The organism is Mesorhizobium sp. IMUNJ 23232, from assembly GCF_044326205.1.
In the GTDB taxonomy this organism is placed as follows: Bacteria; Pseudomonadota; Alphaproteobacteria; order Rhizobiales; family Rhizobiaceae; genus Kumtagia.
Map to the genome: position 1 here is coordinate 1 of NZ_JBIRCY010000027.1, position 16,255 is coordinate 16,255.

Genomic DNA, 16,255 nt, shown 5'->3' on the forward strand with positions numbered 1-16,255 from the left:
TCCACGGTGTAGATCCCCTAACCCTCCTGCGCGAACCCCAGGAGGAAAATAGGTGGACGACTTTTACGCCGCCCGCAGCCGGACTATCCCGCCGCTACCGTGGCCGGTTTTTGCACCGCCGCGCTCAGAGCGAATAGCCCAAAGACGTGATCGCTCGCGCCGCCGGTGTCGGTGAAGTGCTCCTGTATGTCGAGGATTGTGTCCTGATCGAATAGTCCGTCGAGCACAAAGGCAGCCTCGCTTTCGGTCGGGCTGATAGGCAAGATGCTGAAGTAGCCGTACTGATCTGACAGATGGCTGTAGAACTTCGATCCGGGCTCACTGCCGTAATGTAGATTGATATCTCCGCGCTTTGCGGCGCGGTCGCTTGCGCGGAAGAATTGGCCATCAGATGATGACGTCGTGCCATTGCCCCAAAGGCGAGAATGCGGATGGCGGGTATGTGCGTCCGTCACGCAGGCCTGGGCTGCTCGGTAGGTCTCCGACCGGGCGTGGAACGTGCGCATCCAGCCGATCTGATGGGCGCTGATTCCTTTGGATGCGCTGGCCATCCGTTTCGGACCGAGGTTGGTTGCATCGGCCAGTACGCCAGCCAGCATGGCCGAGACATTCCTCGGAGTGTCACCCGTGCGAACATGGGTGAAGCAATCCGCAAAGCCGGTCCATTCATGCACCTCCCTCAAGAGATCTGGCACCTCGATCAACGGATAGAGCTCGCTGATCTCGGCATTCAGGTCCTCGGCTGCTGCGGGAACTTCGCCAGCTGCTGGCGTGACGATAAGCGTTCCACCTTCGAGACGAACACCGTCGAACTTCCCGGATCGTGCCCTATGCGCCAGGCGCTTCAGGTTGAAGTCGAGCATCTGTTGCGCTTCGGTAAGCCACGCCGCGCCGTCTTCTTGGACACCAAGCCCGAGGCGCTCTTCATCTTTCAGGATGGTGAACGCTGACCGCGGCATCAGGTGCTCGTCGATCGGTCGGAAGGATCGGCTGCCATCGACCCAAATGTCCGCAGATCTAAGCCGGTCTCGCAAAGCCGCGAGCGTTGCAATCTCATAGAGACGGCGATCGGGCTTCTCCTGCCCGAGAATTAGTCGTCGATCAGCTTGGCTAAGGTGGGTGAACGGGACGCGATCCGGGAGGGTCCTCCGCTTCTCGATATAGAGCCGCTTCAGCAGCGCGATCGCCGCAAGAAGCGGATCGTGGCGACGTGCCGATTGGAACGTGAACGCCTGCAGGAACGCACCGGCATATTTGTTGACGGTCGCATATTGCTCGGCCGCTAAGGTCAATGGCGACGCCTCGTTGTCCTCGACCATCGACTCAAGCTCAGGCTTCATGCGAAGCAACCGGTGCCATCCAACTTCCTGATCGAGAACCTCCAATGCGTTCCGGCCATAATCGTTCGCGGACTGCAGGGCTGTGATCGTGTCCAGGAACATGCGTAGCGCTTTGGCGGTATCCGGCCTGCAGTCCACGTGCCACTGCTTCTTACGGCTATTGGCTTGCGAGAACAGCCGACCCATCAGCTTGATGAACATCGTCACGGCATCGTCGGTGAGCTTCTGGCCGAGCTTGATGACCTGCGCCACGATCAGGGCGCGCCGGCGGCTGGCATTGAAGTCATTGGCCAGCCATGCCGGTGTGGCATTGCCCTCACGGATCATCTGATCCCACCGTCCAAGCGATATGCGCATCTGCAATTTCGGATCGATTTCTAGCTTGCGCAGGAAGGCAATCCGTTCGGTCAGCCCGACCAGGTTCGATGCACTTGGCGCTTCCGGAGCCGAGCGCAGCCAATGAAAGCGCGTCTGGGCGATCGATGGGTCAACCTCTAACAGCCGATCCAATGAATGAAACGTATTGACCGGAATATCTTCGATCAGAGTTCTTTCCGCACGCCGGCGGGCTACCGCGCGACCGCCGAGGCCTATTTTCTCGATAGAATGCAGCGAGGGAAGGAGGGCGTTTCGCTTCCGGAACTCGGCAATGACTGCTATCGCGATCGGCAGTCCGTGATCGCCGTTGGTTGCCACTTCGATTGCAGCTATCAGAGCGGCTCGCCGATCTTCTTTGCAAGCCGCCCGAAGACTGAGATAGTCCATCAGATGCCGGCTATGGTCAAAACGGGTCTGCACCCGGCGAGCATAAAACTCGTACAGGCGAGCGTCGATACCGAGCTGCTCCGCAAGATATTTGACCGCAGCGGCTGGTGGTTGCTCGTTCTCCGACAATAGTCGCCCCGTTTGGCGCATTGTGCAAAGTTGAACCGCGAAACCCAGCTTGTTCTGCGGTCGGCGGCGGAGCTCGCATTCCACGCGGTCTGCCGGTTCCAACGTAAAATGTCGGATAAGGCTATCCTCGTCCACCGCTATGCCCAGAAGCGTCGCCGCTTACTTTGAACTGAGAAGCTTTCTTCGGCCCATCCGCATTCCCCTCGATACACGACTTCAGGGGAAATTGGCCGCCACCGGCCACCTGCTTTCAACAGGCTGATGGCTTCATCTACAGATCAATTGCGAGCGTTCATGCTTCGTTCGACCTTAGCGTGTCGCTGGGAACAGTTCTTGTTCTGACCCCCACTGGCAACCGGTCGACAACACATACATCAGCCCATTGACCACCTCGCGCAGCTTCACGCTCCGCTTGCCGCCGCCTGGCCTGCCGGGCGGGATCAGCGGTTCGATCAGCGCCCATTCCTCATCGGTCAGATCGCTCGGATAACGCAGATGATCACGGTTGTAGCGAGCCCGGTTCTCGGCGGTCCACATCGGCGCATTCCTTCTCGAATCATGCCGAACAAGGAATCACAACCGATCCAAAACCAGAAACTCAAAATCCGACAACCGATTCTGCCCGCTCACAAAGTCCCCGGACGGACACTTAGAGCCGGAAGATGTCCAGAACAGGTGTGGGCTTCAGTTTGACGAGGACTGTGACGACTTGGACTATTTCGACGCATCGGTGGCGGTTGCTGATGGACGGCTCTTTGGCCTCCTTCGCTACCGACACTCCCCTGCGCCCGGCATCGTTATCGTGGTGGAAGATAGTACCTTCGACGTCGATAAGGGCGCGTACCAACTGAAACCGATCCTCGACGCGCTTGGCGCGAGTGCAGACGAAATCACATGGCTCCGCGAGATGCCGAATCCCGGCAGCATTCTAAGAAGAAATTCGCCGAAAGCTTGATCCATTTCATCAGACGCAACGGCGACCGCCCGCAAAGGGTGGTTAGCGGTTATTCTACGGGAGCCGTTGCGCGCGTTCGGCAATTAACTGCTCCACCTCACGCACTCGACCTTGAAGCTTGGCGAGATATGGTACCCCATATCGCTCCATGCGTTCGCGCGGATAATTGCGGCTGAAATACCGATAGCGCTCAAGCTGATCTTTCAAGGCAGGAAGAAGACGCCCTAACTCGTCATCCGAAAGTGTGGCTCGGCGGGCATATGCGTTCAGAATGTTCATGAGCCACAGTCAGCAAGGCATCGCTAAACGTCAATGTGCGAAATGGGCCGATTGTGTTGAAAAAGTCGAATGACCGGTGCGACGACGCGAGCGGAGCGGAAGTGTACAGAATTGCTTTCTACTCAAGCCGCACAGCAGAAATGAAACAGCGCGAACTGCCCCAGATCCTGCCGCACGGAGAAAGCCATTTCAAGCTGGAGCGCTCCGAGCGACGCTTACAGAGTTTTTCAACACAATCGGCCACTTGCGGACAACCCTATTCCGCAATCCAATTGCTGGCTGTAGCCTACCTCGCCACGACCATTGAAAGAGAGGAGACGCCATGCCGAAATATCTCGTACAGGGTTCTTACACGGACCACGGTCTCGCGGGCTTGCTGAAGGAGGGCGGTTCGAAACGGCGAGCGATGGTCGAACAACTTGCCGAGGAGATGGGCGGCAAACTCGAAGTGTTCTATTTCGCCTTTGGCAGTGATGACTTCGTAATTATCCTCGATCTGCCGAGCAACATTGACATGGCTGCGACCGCCATTGTTGCTCAGGCCAGCGGCATGGTGAAGTCTCGGGTCACGGTGCTCATGGCTCCGGAGGATGTGGACCAGGCCGTGCAAAGGAAGGTCGACTTCCACCCGCCGACTTAGACTTGGGATGCGAAGGATCGCTTTGGGGTGGGAAGCGGACTTACCCGACGTTCGCATTGCGACCGAACACGCCGGCCTCACTCAAATAGCGCTCCGCGAGCGTCGCCCAGTAGCGGATGCCGACCGGCAACACCGCGTCGTTGAAGTCGTAGCGCGGATTGTGAAGCTGGCGCGGTGCCGCTTCCCCCTCATGGCGCGAGCCGAGGAAGACGTAGCAGCCGGGAGCCGCGCCCAGCATGAAGGCGAAATCCTCGGCGCCCATGACTGGCTGCATCGCCGCATTCACGGCAGATGAGACCTCCTGGGCGACGCTTGCTGCGAACTCGGTTTCATCGGCGGTGTTGCGCAGCACCGGATAGCCGCGCTCGAAGAAAAACTCGTGGCCGGCGCCGCCTGCCTCGGCGGCATTGCGCACCAGCCTTTCCACCCCGGCCTCGAACTGGTCGCGCACCGCGTCGTTCAGCGTATAGACCGTGCCGCGCACGATCGCCTTGTCCGGCGTCACATGCACGCTCTGCCGGTCGGCCGGATTGCCGCTCTGGAACTGCGTGATCGACAGCACGACCGGCTCGGCCGGATTGACGTAGCGCGCCTTGAAGGTGTGCATGTCCTGCACGATCCCTGCCGCGATCAGCAACGGGTCCGCCACGCCGTACTGCGTTGCCGGATGGGCGAGCGCGCTGCCGATGCGGAACTCGAACGTATCGATGGACGCCAGCATCGGTCCGGGCCGCATCGAAAAACTGCCGAGCGGCGCGGACGGCAGATTGTGCAGGCCGAACACCGCCTGCACTGGAAACTTTTCGAACAGGCCGTCCCTGACCATGAAATTGCCGCCGCAGCGCTCGTCGCCCGTTTCCTCCGCCGGCTGGAAGATGAAATGCACGGTGCCGTCGAAATTGCCGTTGCGAGAGAGGTGTTTGGCCGCGCCGAGCAGCATCGCCATGTGCCCGTCATGGCCGCAGGCATGCATCTTGCCATCCACCGACGAGCGATAGTCGACCGCGTTCTCCTCGTGGATGAACAGGGCGTCCATATCGGCGCGCAGGCCAACGGCGACCGGGCTGGTGCCCCGCTTCAGCATGCCGACCACGCCGGTCCCGCCGAGCCCGCGATGCACCTCGATGCCGAATTCTTCGAGCTTCGCGGCGACGAAATCGGCGGTGCGATGCTCGTCGAAGGCCGTTTCGGGATGCGCATGCAGATGCCGCCGCCAGCCGGTTGCTTCTTCGACAAGGCTGTTGTCGAGAGGGGATGAGCTCATATGCGCCTCCTTCGGTTAAGGCTCGTTGGCGTCTGTCAGGCCCTGACCCCGCACCAGTCGATCACGCTCGCCGCGATGACCTTTGCGCTTCTCACCAGCGATTCGATGTCGACATATTCGTCTGTCGAATGGAAACCGTCGCCGGCCGGTCCGTAGATCAACCCGTCGACGCCGGCGCCCGCATAGTGCGCCGCGTCGCAGACGGCAATAAAACCCTTCATCGCCGGCGCCTTGCCGGCCGCCGCCGCCCGCTTCATCAACGAGGCGACCAGCGGATGGTCGGGCGCGGTGTTCATCGGCGGGAAATGCAGGCCGCTGAGATCCCAGTCGATCCTGATCGGGCTCTTCCTCAGCCAGTCGTCCATGGCGCAGAAGCTGGCGACGAAATCCTCGAAGTCCTTGCGATATTGTGCCGACGTCTCGTCCGGCAGGAACTTCATGTCGAGGTCGAGCACCGCCGCGTCGGGAATGATCGCCGGGTTGGTCATCACAGTCGGCAGGCCGTTGGCGCCGATGCCCGTGCCGCCCCACATGACGCCGATATTGATCGTATTCATGCCGGCGGGCAGCAGCGGATGCGAGCGGGCGCGCACGCGGTTCTGCTCGAACAGGTGTACAGCCTCGATGAAACGCGCGGCGATGTCGATGGCGTTGACCGCCGGCGCCAGCCGGTCGGCCGTGTGCTGCTGCGGATAGATCTCGTTGAAGCGGAAGGCCGAATGGCCGTTGCGGCCGCGGATGGTGACGCGCGCCCATTCCAGCCCGCCCTCGGCCGGATGCACGTCCCCCCAGCTCGGCTCGCCCACCAGGATCGCCTTGGCGAGCTTGCCGCGCCTGACATTGTCGATGGCGCCGCCGCCGCCGGCCTCCTCATCCACCACAGAGTGGAAGGCCAGCCGCCCGTCGAGTTTTATGCCGGCGCGGTTGATGGCGCGCATGGCCGCCACGCAGGCGGCCACACCGCCTTTCATGTCGATCGAGCCGCGCCCATAAAGTTTTCCGCCCGCGATCTCGCCGCCGAACGGATCGGCGGTCCAGTCCTTCAGCGCGCCGGTCGGCACCACGTCGATATGCCCGCACAGGATCAGGCTTTTATCCTCGGAGCCGGGCTTTTCGCCGATCAGGTTCGGCCGACCGGGCAGCGCGTCGAACTGCTCCGTGGCAAAGCCCTCGTCCTTGAGGATCGGCTCCAGCAGATTTTGCACGTCGCCCTCGCGGTTCAGCCCCTCCGCAGTCTCGAATTTCGGATTGACCGACGGGATGCGGACGAGGTCGCGCGTCAGATTGATGACGAAGTCGCGATCCTTCTCGATGAAATCCTGCAGCGCCTTGATGGTGGCTTCGGTGTCCGACATGGCATCCTCTTCGTGGTCGCGGCCTCAGGCCGCCAGCTCGTATGTTGCGACGATGGGTTCCAGGATGGCGGCCAGCCGTCCTGCCCAGGCGGCGACACCCTCCGGCGTGTCGATCAGGTCGTGCCTGATCTCGATCAGCACCGCCGGGTTGCCGCGATCCGTCCCGTGGACGGGGATGGCGTAGTCGCCCTCGCGGTCGATCCGGTACGGCTCGTTGTCGCCCACCACCAAGGCCGGGTCGACGCGAAGTGCTGCTAGGAATTGTTGCGCCAGTTCGCCGCCATCCTCATGCAGCAAGCCGACATGCCAGGGGCGCGCCGCGCCGAGGAATATTGGCGTGAAGCTATGAATGGCGACGATGAGGTTCTTGGCCGCTCCGCGCCGGTCGAGGAATTTTGCCACCGCCTCATGGAACGGCTCGAACATGCGCTCGCGCCGCAGCGTCCGCTCGGCCTCGTCCAGGCCCTCATTGCCAGGGATGCGCGTCGCCTCCGAAATCACCGGCATGCTGGTCGGCACACCGAACGGCCGGTTCAGATCGACCAGCAGCCGCGAATAGGCGCCCAGAAATGCCGGCGCGCCGAGCCGCGCGGCAATCGCCCGCGTTACCTCGGCCGCGCCGATGTCCCAGGCGATGTGGCGCTGGAGTTCGGGCGGCGCGACGCCCAGCCGTCCATAGACGGCCGGAATGTGGTTCGACGCGTGGTCGCAGACCAGCACCAGCGGCGAGCGCGAGCCGGCATTGACGATCTCCACCGGCTCCGGCCAGTCGGCCGTCGGGGCAGGGGCGGTCAATAGCGGTCCCCATAGGCCGCGCAGATCTCCGCTTTGTCCTTGCCCGCCATCAGTGCCAGTTCGGCCTGCTTCACTGCGACAAAGCTGTCGATAAGGGATTTGGGAAACCACGCGCAAACGGTCTCGTCCGCCTTCAGCGCTTCCAGTGCCGCCTCCAGCGTCTCCGGCAGCCGGCGCAGGCCCTTTGCATCCAGCTCCGCCTCGCTCATCAGCGTCGGGTCGCCCGATACGATCGGCGGCGCCGGCAGCTTCTGTTCGATGCCCGCCAGCCCGGCCCGCACGATGCCGGCCAGCGCCAGATAGGGATTGGCGGTGGCGTCGGCCGCCCGGTACTCGATGTTGAACTGTTTTGCCGGGTCGCGCCCGCCCATCGTTACCACCGGGCAGATGCGCAGCGTCGCCTCGCGGTCGCGCTCGCCCAGCCAGGTGTAGGATGAGCTCCAATTGTGCGGCGCCAGCCGGTAATAGGAGGGCGGGCTGGAGGCGGTCAGCACCGTTAGCACCTGCAGATGTTTCAACACGCCGGCACAAAATGAGCCTGCCGCCGCCGCTAGGCCGCCGGGCCTGCCGCCGTCATAGGTGGCCGGCTTTCCGTCGGCATCGACCAGGCTGAAATGGATGTGCACGCCGTTGCCGACGCCCTCGACCGCTGGCTTCGGCGCAAAGCAGGCGCGCCGGCCGAGATTGCGCGCCACCTCGCGCGTCACCTCGCGGATGACGATGGCGCGGTCCGCCGCCGCCAGCCCGTCCGTCGGCGCATGCGTCACCTCGAACTGGTCGTTGCCGTATTCGGGCAGCACCATCTCCGGCTCGACGCCTGCCTCTTCCAGGCAGGTGGCAAGCCTTGGCCCGAACACGCCGGTCGCGCGGAACGACGCCACCGAAAACGCATGGCCCGGCACGCGCAGGGGATCGGCGATGGCCGGACGCAGCAGAAATTCCTGCTCGAAGGCGGCGACGACCGAAAGCCCGGTTGCCTTCTTCAGCGCCGCCAGCGCATCCTTCAATTGCGTGCGCGTGCAGCCGGTCCATGGCGAGCCGTCGAGTTCGACGAGGTCGCCCATGACGAGGTCGAGCGGCGTCTCGGCGCCGGTCGAGCTGGTCGAAAACCGCGCCGAAAGGTCCGGCACCAGGCGGAGGTCACCGGCCGATCCCCACGGATTCTCGCCGGGGATGGAGTTGAAGGGCGTCAGGCAGAGGTTCGCCGGCACCCAGCCGAGGCCGATGGCCGCGGCCTTCTGTAGTCGCTCCTCGCTCACCGGTCGGCCGCGCATTATCGCCGCGAGGTCGGTGGTTACGACATGGGCGAGGGGGGTCATGCCTCGCGCCCCAGCGCCTCGAAGCGCCCGACCACGGTTGCCGTGTCCGCCACCCAGCAATAGCCGCCGAACGCTTTCAGCGCGCCATCGTGCCGCTGTTGCGACGGCGCCGCGCAGGCGTCGGACACGCAGGTGACGAGATAGCCCCGGTCGGCGCCGTCGCGCACCGTCATGTCGACGCACTGGTCGGTCAGCATGCCGCAGACCACCAGGTAACGAATGCCGAGGTTCTTCAACAGGTAGTCGATGTTGGTCGAGTTGAAGACGCCGGACGACGTCTTGGGCAAAAGAATCTCGTCGCCGACGGGCGCCAATTCTTTTGGCGGCAGACCCTCCTTCATACTCGGCGGAATGTGGATTGGCGTCAGCTTGTGGTCGAGCGAGCGGTCGCGGCCGTCCTCGGTCAGGCTCTGGATGATGGTGTGCAGCACCTCGACGCCGGCCGAGCGCGCCGCTTTCAGCAACCTGACCTGGTTGGGGATCGTCACCTCGCGGGTCTGCTTGTAGATGTAGTGGTCGGGGCCTCGGTCGGCATGATCGGGATCGAGCCCCGGCTCCAGCCAGATGCGCTGCATGTCGACGAGCAGCAGCGCCGTCGCCCCTTTTTGAAAAGGTTCGTCGCGGCGCGGAAGCGGGGTCTTGGCGGTCATGAAAGCTCCGGGAATGTCATGATATTTTTAGAGCAGCCGGCGGCGGGATGCGGTCGCCCGGGCTCTTGGCGCGCTCCGCATCGTCGCCACCGTCCAGCGTGACGGCGTTGGCGCTGCGGATCGCCTCGATGTCCTCAATGCGGCCCCTTATCGAGGCGCCGTGCTGGCCCAGCGCATGCGCCAGCACCGCTTCGATCTGCGCCACCGGCGTCGCCAACGTGTCGAAGGGCGAGTCCGCGTCGATCGCCGCCACCATCGTCTGGTCGGCGAACTCGGCGATCGGCGACAGCCACGGATCGGTGAACAGTAAAATGCCGACGCCGCGCTCATGCGCCTGGCGGGCGAAACTGACCACGTCGGCCTGGTAACGGCGATAATCGAAGACCACCAGCAGGTCGCGCTTGCCCATGTCGATCAGCACGTCGAAATCGGACGGCGAGAGCTGCTCGATGTCGCGCACGCCGCTGCGCAACTGCACGAGATAGCCGGCCAGCATCGAGGCGATGTGGCGGCTGAAGCGGCCGCCGAGCAGCACCACCTGCCCCTTCGCCTCGATGATCATCGATACGGCGCGCGTATAGGCCTGCGACGGCGTCTGTGTGCGGGTGCGGTCGAGGCTTTCCGCGACCGAATTGTAGTAGCCCAACGCTGTGCCCTCGCTGGCGTTGGCCGGCCGCTTGGCTTCCATCATCAGCAGCGGCGAGTGCAGCCTCGACTCGACTTCCTCCAGCAGTTTCGACTGGAAGTCCGAGAATTTGCCGTAGCCGAGCTTGATCATCAGCCGCATGACCGTCGGGTCGCTGACGCCGGCCAGCCGCGCCAGGCGCGTCGCCGTGCCCAGGCCCGACTTCGGATAGTCGGCCAGCAGCACCTGCACGATCTTCTGTTCTGCTGACGTCAGGGCCAGTTGCGTATGCGCCAGTTCTTCCCGGATCGACACCGCTCCTCCCACGTCTCCGCACTGTTGATGAAGAAATTACAAGATGGCTCGGATTTGTCAATTTTGGAGATTTTTCTACACCCCTGTTTTTTCGGTTGCCTAAATTCCTGATGACCCGAACGTCTGGGACCACGAGCATAACAGGTGACCTTCGCCGGGCCTCTTGAACCGTTGGTTAACCATAAAACGGTTCGTAAACCATTTCTGCTTACCCTCTGACGAGGGGCAGGTAGCGAGTCTTGGGGAACGGGTAGTCTGAATGATCGTGTCCAATTTCCTGAAATGGGTTCACACGGCGCGCGTCTCCGAAAGGGCCTATGCGGCCGGACTTCTGGCGAGGGCCTTCGTCGAGAATCAGTTTACGCTGGAAGATCGCTGCGCCGCCGAGGCGGCATTGACACTGCTGCTCGACGATCCGTCCTGGAAGGTGCGGCTGGCAATGGCCGAAGCGCTGTCGATGAGCCGTCACGCGCCCTTGCAGATCGTCAGCGCGCTGGCTTCAGACCAGCCGGAGGTCGCCAGCCTGATCATCGGCCGTTCGCCGCTGATCACCGATCTCGACCTTATCGATCGGGTCGCGTCCGGTTCTTCGGCAACGCAGGTGCTGATCGCCCAGCGCTCCGCCGTTTCCATGCCGGTATCGGCCGCGCTGACCGAAGTGGGGGAGGCGGATGCGTGTCTCGCGCTGCTCGCCAATCCCGGTGCCGACATCGCCTCCATCAGCTTCCGCCGCATCGCCGAGCGCTTCGGCGACCTCGCGTCGGTGCGCGAAGTGATGATCGCCGACGGGCGGCTGCCGTCCGATTGCCGGCACATGCTGCTGGTGAAGGTGGGCGAGGCGCTGAGCCGCTCACCGCTGGTCTGCGCGCTGATGGGCACGGCGCGCGCCGAACGCATCACCCGCGACGCCTGCGTGAAGGCCTCGATCACCGTCGTCGACGGCACCCGGCCGGACGAGCATCGCGCGCTGATCGAGCATCTTCGCCTGCGCGGCGACCTGACCGCATCGTTCCTCATCCGCGCCGTGGCGCATGGCAAGATCGATTTCTTCGGCTCCGCCCTGGTCGTGCTGACCGGCCAGGCGGAACATCGGGTGCGGTCGCTTCTGTCAGGCGGCGGCGATGGGGCGGTCGCCGCCCTGATGCGCGGCGCCGGGCTCGGTGCCTGCACGCATTCTGTGATCATGCGGGCGCTCAAGGTCTGGCGCGAGGTGGCGAAAGGCAGGCAGATCGCCGGCGTGCAGGAAGTGTCGTGGCTGATGCTGAGGGAACTCGGCGGCCCGAACGCCCAAGGCGAGTTGGCCGGACTACTGACATCGATCCATCTCGACGTACTGCGTGAGAACGCGCGCAGCCACGCGCTGGCGATTGCCGCGGCGTGACGTCAATCCTGCTGATTGGCGGGTAATGTCGACTTTACGAAGGCGATGACGCTTTCGACAAGCGCCATCGACCAGATGTCGTTGTGCCCTCGGCCATGCTGGATGCTGAACGTCTTGGGCTCGCTCGCCAGCGAAAACAGCCGCTCGCCGGAGCCCAGCGGGATTACGCCATCAAGGTCGCCATGCAGGAAGAGTTTCGGCTCGTCGACCTTTGCGATCCGGAGGTCGGTGCGAAAACTGTCCTTGATCAGCAGTTTTACGGGCAGCAGCGGGTAGTGAAGCTGCGCCACGGCGGCGATGGAGTCGTAGGGCGACACCAGCACCAGACCGGCGGCCTTGCGTTCGGCCGCCGTGTTGACGGCGACGCCGCTTCCGAGAGAGCGGCCGAGAAGCACTACCGATCCTGCGTTGTGCGCCGAGAGCCAGTCGAATGCCGCCAGCCCGTCGATCAGCAGTCCGGTTTCGGACGGCGACCCGCTCGAACCTGGATAGCCGCGATAGGAGAGCGCCAGAAAGCCAAGACCCTCGGCGGCGAAGGCGTCGGCGAGAAAACCGTAGTGGATGATGTTGTCGCCGTTTCCGGGGAAGAGCAGCAGTGTCGCTTTTCCCGGTTGCGCGGGCCGATACAGGGCGGCCAGCCTTTCGCCGTCCGGTGTGTCGATCCGCACCCAATCGCCCCAATGGGCATTCCTTGGCGCTCCTTCGCCGGTTGCGCCCGGAAACAGCAGCGAACGTTGCCAGAAATACATGGCGGCGACGACCATCAGATAGCTGAGGGTCGCGATGATGAGGAGCGACTTCAGGATGGTCCAGGGCCACGACATCATTTGGATACTCGGTAGACCCACGAGCAGAGACGCCGCTTCTTATTCAAGGCCCTGACGGTCTCGAGGCCTGGGCGGGATCCTGCGACGGTAAACCTTGAAGAACCCCCGACAGACCGACCGAGAGGCTCGGTCAGATATCCAGCTCTTCGGTCTCTGCGAATTCCGCCCGCTCCTGGATGAAACGGAACCGCGCGTCGGCCTTGGTGCCCATCAGCGAGTCGACGGCGGCCTTGGTGGTCTCCGCGTCGTCAAGCACGTCGACGCGGAGCAGCGTGCGCTTGCGCTTGTCCATCGTCGTTTCCTTGAGCTGCGAGGCCATCATCTCGCCGAGACCCTTGAAGCGGCCAATCTCGACTTTGCCGCGGCCGGTGAACTCGGTCTTCAGCAGCTCGTCCTTGTGGGCGTCGTTGCGGGCATAGGCGACCTTGCCGCCCTGGCGGATCGAATAGAGCGGCGGCACGGCGAGGAACAGGTGACGGTCGCGGATCAACTGCGGCATCTCCTGGTAGAAAAAGGTGATCAGCAGTGAGGCGATATGCGCGCCGTCGACGTCGGCGTCGGTCATGATGATCACACGGTCGTAGCGCAGGTCCTCGTCGCGGTATTTCGAGCGCGTGCCGCAGCCCAGCGCCTGGATCAGGTCGGCGATCTGCTGGTTGGCGGCCAGCTTGTCATTGCCGGCGCTGGCGACGTTCAGGATCTTTCCGCGCAAAGGCAAAACCGCCTGGCTGGCGCGGTCGCGCGCCTGTTTTGCCGAGCCGCCGGCCGAGTCGCCCTCGACGATGAAGATTTCCGCGCCGGCCGCCGCGTTCTGCGTGCAATCGGCCAACTTCCCGGGCAGTCGCAGTTTTCGCACGGCGCTCTTGCGGCTGACTTCCTTCTCTTGGCGCCGCCGCACGCGCTCGTCGGCGCGCGCAATCACCCAGTCGAGCAGTTTCGTCGCTTCCTGCGGATTGTCGGCAAGCCAATGGTCGAACGCATCGCGCACCGCCGTTTCGACGATGCGGATCGCCTCCACGGTCGCCAGCCGGTCCTTGGTCTGGCCGACAAATTCCGGCTCGCGGATGAACACCGACAGCATGCCGGCGGCCGAGATCATCACGTCCTCCGGCGTCACCACCGAGGCACGCTTGTTGCCGGTGAGATCGGCATAGGCCTTCAGCCCGCGTGTCAGCACGGCGCGAAAACCGGCCTCATGCGTTCCGCCATCACCGGTCGGGATGGTGTTGCAGTAGGAGTTGATAAAGCCGTCGCCGCCGTACCAGGTGACTGCCCATTCGACGCCGCCATGGCCGCCCGGCTTTTCGGTTTTCCCGGCAAAAACCTCGCGGGTGACCTGGAACTCGTCGCCGAGCGTCGCGACCAGATAGTCCTTCAGACCGCCGGGGAAGTGGAAGACCGCCTTGTCTGGTGTCTTGTCCTTGTCGGCGATCAGTTCCGGCGCGCAGGACCAGCGGATTTCCACCCCGCCGAACAGGTAGGCCTTCGAGCGGGCCATGCGGTAGAGCCGCGCCGGATCGAATTTCGCGCCCTTGCCGAAAATCTCGGCGTCGGGGTGGAAGCGGGTTTTCGTGCCGCGCCGGTTCTGCACGTCGCCCAGAAATTCCAGCCCGCCCTCCGGCACGCCGCGCGAAAAGCGCTGGCGATAGAGTTTTCGGCCCCGCGCCACTTCGACTTCCAGGAAATCCGAGAGCGCGTTGACCACCGACACGCCGACGCCGTGCAGGCCGCCGGAAGTCTCGTAGACCTTCGAGTCGAATTTTCCACCGGAATGCAGCGTCGTCATGATGACTTCGAGCGCGGACTTGTCCTTGTACTTCGGGTGGGGGTGAGGATCGACGGGGATGCCGCGGCCATTGTCGGTGACGGTCAAGAACCCGTCGGCGGAAAGCTCGACCTCGATGAAGGTGGCGTGCCCGGCCACCGCCTCGTCCATGGAATTGTCGATCACCTCGGCGAAGAGGTGGTGCAGCGCCTTCTCGTCGGTGCCGCCGATATACATGCCCGGCCGGCGCCGCACCGGCTCCAGCCCTTCCAGCACCGTGATATGGCTGGCGTCATAACCTTCGCTGCCGTCCTTGGCGACGGCAGTCTTGCGCGCTGCCGCGACAAGCGGGTCGACCGGCTTGGGCGGGCGCGGCGCCGGCTGTCCACCGAGATTGGCGAAGAGATCGTTATTGTCCATGAGCGTCGGGCAACTGATTCGGTTTCGGACGGATAGTCGCAAAGTTCCAACGGCCGCGATACCAGTTCGCGATTCGTTCCGGAAGCCCTATCCGTCGGGATTGTGGCCCGAGCATGGTTACCCGATCGTTGACGCTTCGGCGAGTGGTTCGCGACCATTGCGCTCGATCAGCAGCGACGCCAGCGCCACGGCCAGCGCCAGCATGACGATGGCCGCGCCGACCAGCGGCAGGTTGGCATAGGAAACGCCGAGCGACAGCGCCGATCCGCCGATCCAGGCGCCGGCGGCATTGCCCATGTTGAAGGCGCCCTGGTTGAGCGTCGCGGCAAGGTTCGGCGCGCCGGAGGCGCTGTTGACGACGCGAAGCTGCAAGGCAGGGATCGGCAGGAAGGTCAAAACGCCCCACAGGAACACCATCGGGATGACCACGTATGGCAGCGGCCCCACTTCGTTCAGGACCAGGAACATGGCGACGAGCGCAATCAGGGAGCCGATGATCGTCGGCATCATCCGCCAGTCCGCCAGCTTGCCGCCGATGATGTTGCCGACCGTCATGCCGCCGCCGAACAGAAGCAGGATCCAGGTGACTGCCGGGACCGACACGCCGGTGACGTCAGTCAGGATCGGCTTGATGTAGGTGAAGACGGCGAACAACGCACCGGACCCCAGCGCCGAGATCAACATCGCCAGCCAGACCTGCAGCCGCCCGAGCACGCGGATTTCGCCAGCGATGCCGCTGCCGCTGGGCGGTGCGACGTTGTTGGGCACCAGCCAGGCGATCGCGGCCACCGACATCAGGCCGATCACCACCACCGCCAGGAAAGTGGAACGCCAGCCGAAGGCCTCGCCGAGCGCCGTGCCGGCCGGTACGCCCAAAATGTTGGCGAGCGTCAGCCCGGCAAACAGCATCGCCATTGCGCTTGCCTGCTGGTTCTTCGGTACGAGGCTTGCCGCCACGACCGATCCGATGCCGAAGAAGGCGCCGTGGCCGAAGGCGGTGACGACGCGCGCCGCCATCAGCATCCAGTAGTTCGGCGCGACGGCGCAGAGCAGATTGCCGATGACGAAAAGCGAGGCGAGGCCGACCAGCACCAGCTTTCGCGGCATTTTCGCCGTGGCCAGCGCGATTACCGGGGCGCCGACGACTACACCCAAGGCATAGCCGGTCACCAGCAAGCCAGCGGCCGGGATGGAAACGCCGAGGTCGGCGGCCACTTCCGGCAGCAGGCCCATGATCACGAATTCGGTGGTGCCGATGCAGAAGGACGCGACGGCAAGCGCAAGGATCGGCAGGGGCATGGAGGACTCGGAGAAAGCGATGCTGGCCCGCAGAATGGGCCGGTTTCATGTAGGTGAGAAGCGGCTTTGCTGCAATGCAGCAATGCGCGAACGAAGAGACAATTCATTGGTGCAGACGAGGTGGACAAGGCG

13 protein-coding genes and 2 pseudogenes are annotated in these 16,255 nt (G+C 63.6%); 3 read left to right on the top strand and 12 right to left on the bottom strand.

Annotation, left to right across the window (positions count from 1 at the left end; translation table 11 throughout):
- Positions 1-125: 125 nt before the first annotated feature.
- Positions 126-2,381 (bottom strand): annotated as a pseudogene (locus ACH196_RS19495) (Tn3 family transposase); the annotation flags it as partial.
- Between the two features lie 198 nt (positions 2,382-2,579).
- Positions 2,580-2,771: pseudogene (locus tag ACH196_RS19500) on the bottom strand (transposase); the annotation flags it as partial.
- Between the two features lie 172 nt (positions 2,772-2,943).
- Between ACH196_RS19500 and ACH196_RS19505 the strand changes: the two are divergent.
- The gene (locus ACH196_RS19505) at positions 2,944-3,189 is read left to right on the top strand and encodes a hypothetical protein (protein WP_396648590.1); all 246 of its coding nucleotides are present in this window, start codon (positions 2,944-2,946) and stop codon (positions 3,187-3,189) included.
- 54 nt (positions 3,190-3,243) lie between these two features.
- On the opposite strand, the gene ACH196_RS19510 is transcribed toward ACH196_RS19505, so the two are convergent.
- The gene (locus tag ACH196_RS19510; protein ID WP_396648591.1) at positions 3,244-3,468 is read right to left on the bottom strand and encodes a hypothetical protein; all 225 of its coding nucleotides are present in this window, start codon (positions 3,466-3,468) and stop codon (positions 3,244-3,246) included.
- Between the two features lie 322 nt (positions 3,469-3,790).
- On the opposite strand from ACH196_RS19510, the gene ACH196_RS19515 reads away from it, so the two are divergent.
- Entirely contained in the window at positions 3,791-4,108 is a 318-nt protein-coding gene (locus ACH196_RS19515; RefSeq protein WP_396648592.1) for a GYD domain-containing protein, read from the top strand.
- A 40-nt stretch (positions 4,109-4,148) separates the two neighbouring features.
- Here ACH196_RS19515 and ACH196_RS19520 read toward each other — a convergent pair whose 3' ends face one another.
- Genes ACH196_RS19520 through ACH196_RS19545 form a run of 6 tightly spaced genes read right to left on the bottom strand, consistent with a single transcriptional unit; the run spans position 4,149 to position 10,431 of the window.
- Positions 4,149-5,372: an amidohydrolase gene (locus ACH196_RS19520; protein WP_396648593.1), complete on the bottom strand. Its 1,224-nt coding sequence runs from the start codon at positions 5,370-5,372 to the stop codon at positions 4,149-4,151.
- A 35-nt stretch (positions 5,373-5,407) separates the two neighbouring features.
- Positions 5,408-6,727, bottom strand: coding sequence for a M20 family metallopeptidase (locus ACH196_RS19525; RefSeq protein WP_396648594.1), 1,320 nt, complete (start codon positions 6,725-6,727; stop codon positions 5,408-5,410).
- Between the two features lie 24 nt (positions 6,728-6,751).
- Positions 6,752-7,522 carry an N-formylglutamate amidohydrolase gene (locus ACH196_RS19530; protein ID WP_396648595.1) on the bottom strand — a complete coding sequence of 257 codons (771 nt, stop codon included), beginning with the start codon at positions 7,520-7,522 and terminating at the stop codon, positions 6,752-6,754.
- Positions 7,519-8,841: a glutamine synthetase family protein gene (locus ACH196_RS19535; protein ID WP_396648596.1), complete on the bottom strand. Its 1,323-nt coding sequence runs from the start codon at positions 8,839-8,841 to the stop codon at positions 7,519-7,521. The genes ACH196_RS19530 and ACH196_RS19535 overlap by 4 nt, the downstream gene beginning before the upstream one ends.
- Complete coding sequence (locus ACH196_RS19540) at positions 8,838-9,491, bottom strand: cysteine hydrolase family protein (protein WP_396648597.1); 654 nt, start codon at positions 9,489-9,491, stop codon at positions 8,838-8,840. Before ACH196_RS19540 ends, ACH196_RS19535 begins: the two co-directional genes overlap by 4 nt.
- A gap of 16 nt (positions 9,492-9,507) precedes the next feature.
- On the bottom strand, positions 9,508-10,431 hold the full coding sequence (locus ACH196_RS19545; RefSeq protein WP_396648598.1) for a MurR/RpiR family transcriptional regulator: 924 nt from the start codon (positions 10,429-10,431) through the stop codon (positions 9,508-9,510).
- Between the two features lie 259 nt (positions 10,432-10,690).
- On the opposite strand from ACH196_RS19545, the gene ACH196_RS19550 reads away from it, so the two are divergent.
- On the top strand, positions 10,691-11,812 hold the full coding sequence (locus tag ACH196_RS19550) for a DUF2336 domain-containing protein (RefSeq protein WP_396648599.1): 1,122 nt from the start codon (positions 10,691-10,693) through the stop codon (positions 11,810-11,812).
- A gap of 2 nt (positions 11,813-11,814) precedes the next feature.
- Here the strand turns inward: ACH196_RS19550 and ACH196_RS19555 are convergent, their stop codons facing one another.
- The 3 genes from ACH196_RS19555 to ACH196_RS19565 all read right to left on the bottom strand — a co-directional run bounded on the left by ACH196_RS19555 (position 11,815) and on the right by ACH196_RS19565 (position 16,123).
- Entirely contained in the window at positions 11,815-12,639 is an 825-nt protein-coding gene (locus ACH196_RS19555; protein ID WP_396648600.1) for an alpha/beta hydrolase, read from the bottom strand.
- 130 nt (positions 12,640-12,769) lie between these two features.
- On the bottom strand, positions 12,770-14,824 hold the full coding sequence (gene parE / locus ACH196_RS19560) for a DNA topoisomerase IV subunit B (protein ID WP_396648601.1): 2,055 nt from the start codon (positions 14,822-14,824) through the stop codon (positions 12,770-12,772).
- A 117-nt stretch (positions 14,825-14,941) separates the two neighbouring features.
- Positions 14,942-16,123 carry an MFS transporter gene (locus tag ACH196_RS19565; RefSeq protein ID WP_396648602.1) on the bottom strand — a complete coding sequence of 394 codons (1,182 nt, stop codon included), beginning with the start codon at positions 16,121-16,123 and terminating at the stop codon, positions 14,942-14,944.
- Between the last annotated feature and the right edge of the window lie 132 nt (positions 16,124-16,255).